We start from the raw sequence: 6,826 nt of genomic DNA, 5'->3' as shown, positions 1-6,826 counted from the left end.
ACAGGATGTTAAATCGGTTCTTGAGTCAGTCCGTGCTTTGCCCGGTCGACGAGTGGCTGGGGATGCGGCGCTGACGCTCATTCGGAATCCCTTTAGTGTTATTGGCGAGGCCGCCGATGGCGTCGTCGATCCTGGCGAATACGAGCATCAATTAGCCGAGGCGGGAATTCATTTCCATCGATTCCGGCTGGAACCCTGTTTGAGCGATGACGGAAAACGTATTCAATCCGTAGGGTTGTACCTTGAGCCCATCTCTGACAACCCCTTACCTGACATCGAGTTGAGCTTTGCTTCAGCTGGCGAGTTGGCACGCTTTGTTAACGAGCTGCAATTAAAGTTGGCGGCTGGAATGCCTGCAGGCTTTTGGCAGGGCTATGAGCTGGAATTAAGTGATTTTGATCTCGTCCAGCTAGCCGGGCTGAGTGAACTGTTGGGTGAATGGCAGAGACAGGAATCCGGGCAGGAGTTCGAGGCTGTCATGGATCTGAACTCCTACGGCGATCGTGTTATCGGGATAGGTGAAGCGGAGCGAATTACCTCACCCTTTTTAGTCAAGGATGCGACTGAGAACTGGTTGCCTGAGAATGCAGGCAGCCTCGGTTTTGATGCTGTTTTTCCTGATACATGGGACTTCGCTGACCGTGACCAGTTCGACCAATTTGAGCAGCGATTGGACGAGGCCCGTGCTGCCGGCGATGAGACTGTCTGCCTGCCCGGTTCTGACGTACCAATGCTGATCAAGTCAGCTGAGCAACTGTTCGAAACCTGGGCAAAAAAGCTTAATCCCAAGACAGCTGTGGAGGCTTTGAACTCGACTAAAGCCGCGCGAGCTGTCTTGCAGATTGAAAACAATATTGAAGAAGCCAATTACGCGCATCGCCGTGAGTCTGCCTTGATGGCTGGCCGAACTGCTTCGGCTGATCTGCCAGAGCTGCTGAGGCCGGACGTTGTTTTGCGTGATCATCAGCGCAAGGGCGTGGCCTGGATGCAGCATCTTTTTGGACTATCGCCAACGCACGTTGCAGGCTGTTTGCTGGCTGACGATATGGGGCTGGGCAAGACCATACAGTTGTTGACCTTTTTGGTTTGGTACCTCGAGCAAAACCCTGAGGGCAAGCCAACCCTGATCGTCGCTCCGGTATCTCTGCTGGATAACTGGGAAAGGGAGTTAGAGCGGTTTTTCTTTGCGGACGCGCTGTCTGTGCTCAAGTTATATGGCTCGGCTTTAAGCGCGGTCAAATTCAAAAAAGAAGAAATCCCTGACGATCTTAAGGCAAAGGGAATAAGAAACCTGTTGCGGCCAGGTTGGCTTGGTGGTGCACGTATAGTGCTAACCACATATGAAACCTTGCGGGATCAGGAATTTTCATTGGCAAGGCAGCAATGGGCAATTGTTGTTTGTGATGAGGCCCAGAAAATCAAGAACCCGGCTGCCATGATCACTCAGGCAGCCAAGGCTATACCTGCACAGTTTCGGGTTGCTTGCACAGGGACACCGGTTGAAAACTCGCTGGTTGACCTGTGGTGTTTGTTTGATTTCATTCAACCTGGGTTTCTTGGTGGATTGAATCAGTTTGGCAAAGAGTATCAACGTCCGATTGAAGCCGGGCTTGAGCGAGATACAGAGGCTCTCGATAGGTTGCGTCGGCTGATTGAGCCGCAAACATTGCGGCGAACCAAATCTGATGTAGCCAAGGATCTACCAGCCAAGATTGTCGATTCAGCGTGCCGAAAACTGCCAATGCATGCGTTGCAACGCACCCTGTATATGTCCGAAGTTGCTCACTACAAACAGAGTCAGCAAGTGCAGGACCAGTTAGACAGGCGCGAGAGCGGTATGCTCGGACTTTTGCATAAGCTCAAACTGGTTTGCGCTCATCCATACAGCATCAAGCCAGATGAGCGTCTTCGCGAACATTCTCCAAAACTGAAGTGGCTGATCAGCACGCTTGAAGCTATTCGCGCGGCTGGGCGCGCAGACAAGGTCATCATATTCAGTGAGCTGCGTGACATACAGCGTGAGCTTCAACATGCGATTCAGGGGCGATTCGGGTTCAAGCCTACGGTGATCAACGGTGATACCAGCACCAGCAGTAAGAGTGCGCAAAGCCGGCAAAAGCTGATAGATCAGTTTCAAGACGAGCCGGGCTTTTCGGTAATTATTCTGTCCACTATTGCGGTTGGTTTCGGTGTGAATGTGCAGGCGGCCAACCATGTCATTCACTTCACCCGCTGCTGGAACCCAGCCAAAGAGGATCAGGCTACCGATCGCGCCTACCGGATTGGTCAGGAAAAGGATGTATTTGTGTATTACCCAACGGTGACTGACGCCAACATCCAGACCTTTGAAGCAACCTTGAGTGACTTGCTTGAAAAACGAAGAGACCTTGCGAAAGACATGCTGCACGGCTCAGCCGACATTACCGCGACTGATTTCGGGGATGTTCTGAGGGTTTAATGATGAGTTACGCGCTATCCTTCAGGCTTGATAACGACTCTCTGGAAGGGAGGGCATTTGCCTTGATACCTCCGCCATATGCGGGTCTCCAGGCGATGCGTTGTCCGTGGGCGACTTTAGCTGACTTTTGCTCGCTACGAATGGTTGCTTCACTTCTGTTGGCGATGCTGTGCGCTATTAACCAGACTTCACTGCCAGGTAAGGCCCGAATAAATGACTGAAGATCAACTGGAGCAGGAAACCCTCGGCTGGCTGGCGGAGGTTGGCTATACCCACCTCTATGGCCCTGATATCGCCCATGATGGTGATAGCCCGGAGCGCGCGCATTACCGTCAGGTGCTGTTGGTCGAACGCTTGAGGGGGGCTATTGCCAGACTCAATCCGACCATCCCTGTGGCAGCTCGGGAGGATGCACTCAAACAGGTTGTGGATCTTGGATTGCCGATTCAGCTATCGGCCAACCGCCTGTTCCATCGGCTGTTGGTCAGCGGCGTGCCCGTTCAGTACCAGAAGGACGGTGAAACACGGGGCGACTTTGTTCGCTTGATCGACTGGGTCGATGTGCAAGCCAATGAGTGGCTGGCTATCAATCAGTTCAGCATTCAGGGACCTAAACATACCAGACGGCCGGATATCATTCTGTTCGTCAATGGCTTGCCACTGGTGTTGTTGGAGCTGAAAAATCCAGCGGATGTGAATGCCGATTTGGTCAAGGCGTTCGATCAGATTCAGACCTACAAAGAGCAGATCCCCGATCTCTTTCAGTACAACGAGATTCTCGTTATTGCCGACGGTAGCGAGGCTCGTATGGGCTCCCTGTCAGCTGATATAGAACGTTTTGCCCGTTGGCGCACCATTGACGGGGTAACTGTTGATCCGCTGGGTGAGTTCAACGAGCTGGAGACCCTGGTTCGCGGTGTCTTGCACCCAGCGATGCTACTGGATTACCTGCGCTACTTTGTGCTCTTTGAGGATGACGGGCGACTGGTCAAGAAAATCGCTGGTTATCACCAGTTTCATGCAGTGAGAGCGGCCATTCAGCAAGTGGTCAGCGCTTCGCGCCCGGGCGGCACCCATAAGGGCGGTGTGGTCTGGCATACCCAGGGCTCGGGCAAGAGCATCACCATGACCTGCTTTGCTGCGCGCGTCATGCAGGAAGCTGCGATGGAAAACCCGACCATTGTTGTCATCACTGACCGCAATGATCTGGATGGCCAGTTGTTCGGTGTGTTTTCCTTGTCGCAGGATTTGCTGCGTGAAGAGCCGGTTCAGGTTGCAACACGCGGTGATCTGCGCGAGAAACTGGCCAACAGGCCCAGTGGCGGTATTGTCTTCGCCACTATTCAGAAGTTTATGCCGGGTGAGGATGAAGACAGCTTCCCGGTGTTGTCTAACCGCTCCAATATCGTTGTGGTAGCCGATGAGGCGCACCGCACGCAGTACGGCTTCAGCGCCACACTCAAGGCGCCTGGTTTGAAAGCTGCAGAAGATGGTGCTCGATACCAGGTTGGCTATGCTCAGCACCTGCGCGATGCGCTGCCCAACGCAACCTTCGTGGCCTTTACCGGTACGCCCGTTTCCAGTGAAGACCGAGATACCCGTGCGGTATTTGGCGATTACATTCATGTCTATGACATGCAGCAGGCCAAGGAAGATGGCGCTACTGTGGCGATCTATTATGAGTCGCGGCTGGCCAAGTTATCGCTCAAGGATTCGGAGTTGTCCTATATCGACGAGGAGGTCGATGAACTGGCTGAGGATGAGGAGGAAGACCAGCAGTCTCGTCTGAAGTCCCGTTGGGCGGCACTTGAGAAGGTGGTAGGGGCAGAGCCGCGCATTCATAGTGTGGCGGCCGATCTGGTGACCCACTTTGAGGAGCGCAACCAGGCACAAAGCGGCAAGGCCATGGTGGTCGCCATGAGCCGGGAGATCTGTGCGCACCTGTACAACGCGATCATTGCCATTCGCCCTGAGTGGCATGATGAAGACCCTGAAAAGGGCGCAATTAAAATCGTGATGACGGGCAGTGCGTCAGATAAGGCGTTATTGCGGCCGCATATATATCCCAATCAGGTGAAAAAACGCCTGGAGAAACGTTTCAAGGATCCAAACGATCCCCTCCAGATGGTCATTGTGCGGGATATGTGGCTTACCGGCTTTGATGCACCCTGCGTGCATACCTTGTATGTCGATAAACCCATGAAGGGCCATAACCTCATGCAGGCTATCGCGCGGGTAAATCGGGTGTTCAAGGACAAGCAAGGCGGTCTGGTCGTCGATTACATTGGCATTGCTAACGAGTTGAAAGCGGCGCTCAAGGAATATACCGCCAGCAAGGGCAGGGGACGGCCAACTGTTGATGCCCATGAGGCCTACTCAGTGCTGGAGGAAAAGCTCGATGTTCTGCGTTGCCTGCTGCATGGTTTCGATTACAGCGACTACCTGAACGGCGGACACAAGTTGCTGGCCGGCGCGGCCAACCATGTCCTGGGCCTGGAGGATGGTAAAAAACGCTTTTCCGACAACGCTCTGGCCATGAGCAAAGCCTTTACCCTGTGCTGCACACTGGATGAAGCCAAGGCTGTGCGCGAGGAAGTGGCATTCTTTCAGGCTATCAAGGTGATGCTGACCAAGCGTGAGATCAGCGCCAAGAAGAAAACGGATGAAGAGCGCGAGCTGGCGATCCGTCAGATCATCGGTAGTGCGGTTGTCTCGGGTGATGTGGTGGATGTGTTTGCCGCGGTGGGTTTGGATAAGCCTAATATTGGCCTGTTGGATGATGAGTTTCTTGCTGAGGTCCGCAACCTGCCTGAGAAGAATCTCGCGGTTGAACTGCTGGAGCGACTGCTGGAAGGCGAGATCAAGAGCAAGTACTCCAGCAATCTGGCGCAGGAAAAGAAGTTCTCCGAATTGCTCGACAATGTTATCAAGCGCTATCAAAACCGATCAATTGAAACGGCTCAGGTTATCGAAGAGCTGATCGAGATGGCCAAGAAATTTGCGGCTGCCAGCAAGCGCGGCGATGAGTTGGGCCTTAACGATGACGAACTGGCCTTCTATGATGCCCTTGCCAACAATGAAGCCTCGGTGCGTGAGCTGGGTGACGAAATACTCGCAAAGATTGCCCATGAACTGACTGACAGTCTCAGGCAGAACGTCACGGTGGACTGGAGCAATCGCGATAGCGTCCGGGCCAAACTGCGGTTGATGGTCAAGCGTATCTTGCGCAAGTACAAATACCCACCGGATCAGGCTGAAGAAGCCGCCCAGCTGGTGCTGGCGCAGGCGGAGACGCTGTGTGAGGCGTGGATGTAATGAATAGTCGGAATGAATGCCCCCGCAAAGGCATGCGAACAATTCATCTGGTCTTTGATAAATCCAGTAGATCCGGTAGGGAGACGAATGAATAACAACGCACAGTTGGCTTCTAGCGGTCAGTGGCCCGAACTACTGGCTCAGCTCAGGGTATATTCCCATGAAATAAATGAGCTTGATTCCGATCTCGGTGTTACCCCGCTGCATCAAGCCGCCAGGCAGGCGGCAAACGCGCCGGTCATCGGAGCGCTGCTGGCCTTGGGCGCCGATCCGTTTTGTCTCAACAGCCTTCAGCAAACTGCACAGCAGGTTGCTGTTGAAGCGCATCCAGAACGAAAGGATCTGCACTATCTCCTGATGCCTCGGCCGTTGTCTGTTTCCAGACTGATACGTCGACTTGTCTCGGAGCACTCATCAATTTTCGGAAGATATGACGGCAATAAGGTTATCTGCGATCGTCTGATCGAAATGTTCAGCCTTGAAATTATTGAGCCTCAGGCATCAGACGTGTCTGAGACAGTGCTAATAGCCTTACGGGCGTTAACGGGGCTTGAGATGCGGCGCGGTCAAGAGAATAGCTTCCAGGTCGGTTCGAATCTGTTGTTTACGATCAGTGCTGACTTCTGGCTTGATACCTTTTTTCCTCTGTTGGCGAGGATTATGCAACAGCCAGATTGCGCCCGTTTGGGAGAAAGCTGGTCAGTTATCGCAGAGCTGTTCGATCCCGTACCATCGAAATGGGCAGTGCGAGGCGATCCGTTTCTATGGCTGGAAATGCGACGAATCTTTTCGCGCGCTGCTCTGCCCGCCAGTGGTCATGGGTTGTCAGATAGCTTGAGGGCGGCCTTTGCCGTGATCACTGGATCGACGTTAACTCCTTCGGACGATGTTTTGGTGCGAAATCTTGGAAGTGAAATGGTTACCAGTGAGGTTTCCGGTGAGTTCTGGGACACCCAGGCACTTCCTCTTTTACAGCAGCGGCTTGATTGGCTTAGAGAAAGCTGGCGTTTTTAATTCAACGATTTCATTGAATAGTGCAGATCTGTTTAATTG

Annotated in this window: 3 protein-coding genes; all 3 read left to right on the top strand. The window is 53.2% G+C overall.

The window, feature by feature from the left end; translation table 11 throughout:
* The coding region (locus tag AC27HQ_RS13140) for a DEAD/DEAH box helicase (RefSeq protein ID WP_487156630.1) at positions 1 to 2,458 on the top strand (2,458 nt) is incomplete at its 5' end.
* A gap of 213 nt (positions 2,459 to 2,671) precedes the next feature.
* A complete protein-coding gene (locus AC27HQ_RS13135; protein ID WP_487156629.1) occupies positions 2,672 to 5,773 on the top strand; it encodes a type I restriction endonuclease subunit R in 3,102 nt (1,033 codons plus the stop codon).
* An 87-nt stretch (positions 5,774 to 5,860) separates the two neighbouring features.
* Positions 5,861 to 6,787 (top strand): ankyrin repeat domain-containing protein, encoded by a 927-nt coding sequence (locus AC27HQ_RS13130; protein WP_487156628.1) that lies wholly within the window; start codon positions 5,861 to 5,863, stop codon positions 6,785 to 6,787.
* Positions 6,788 to 6,826 lie beyond the last annotated feature (39 nt).

The organism is Halopseudomonas sp. 4NH20-0008 (assembly GCF_057548395.1).
This window is presented reverse-complemented; position numbering and strand designations above follow the sequence as displayed.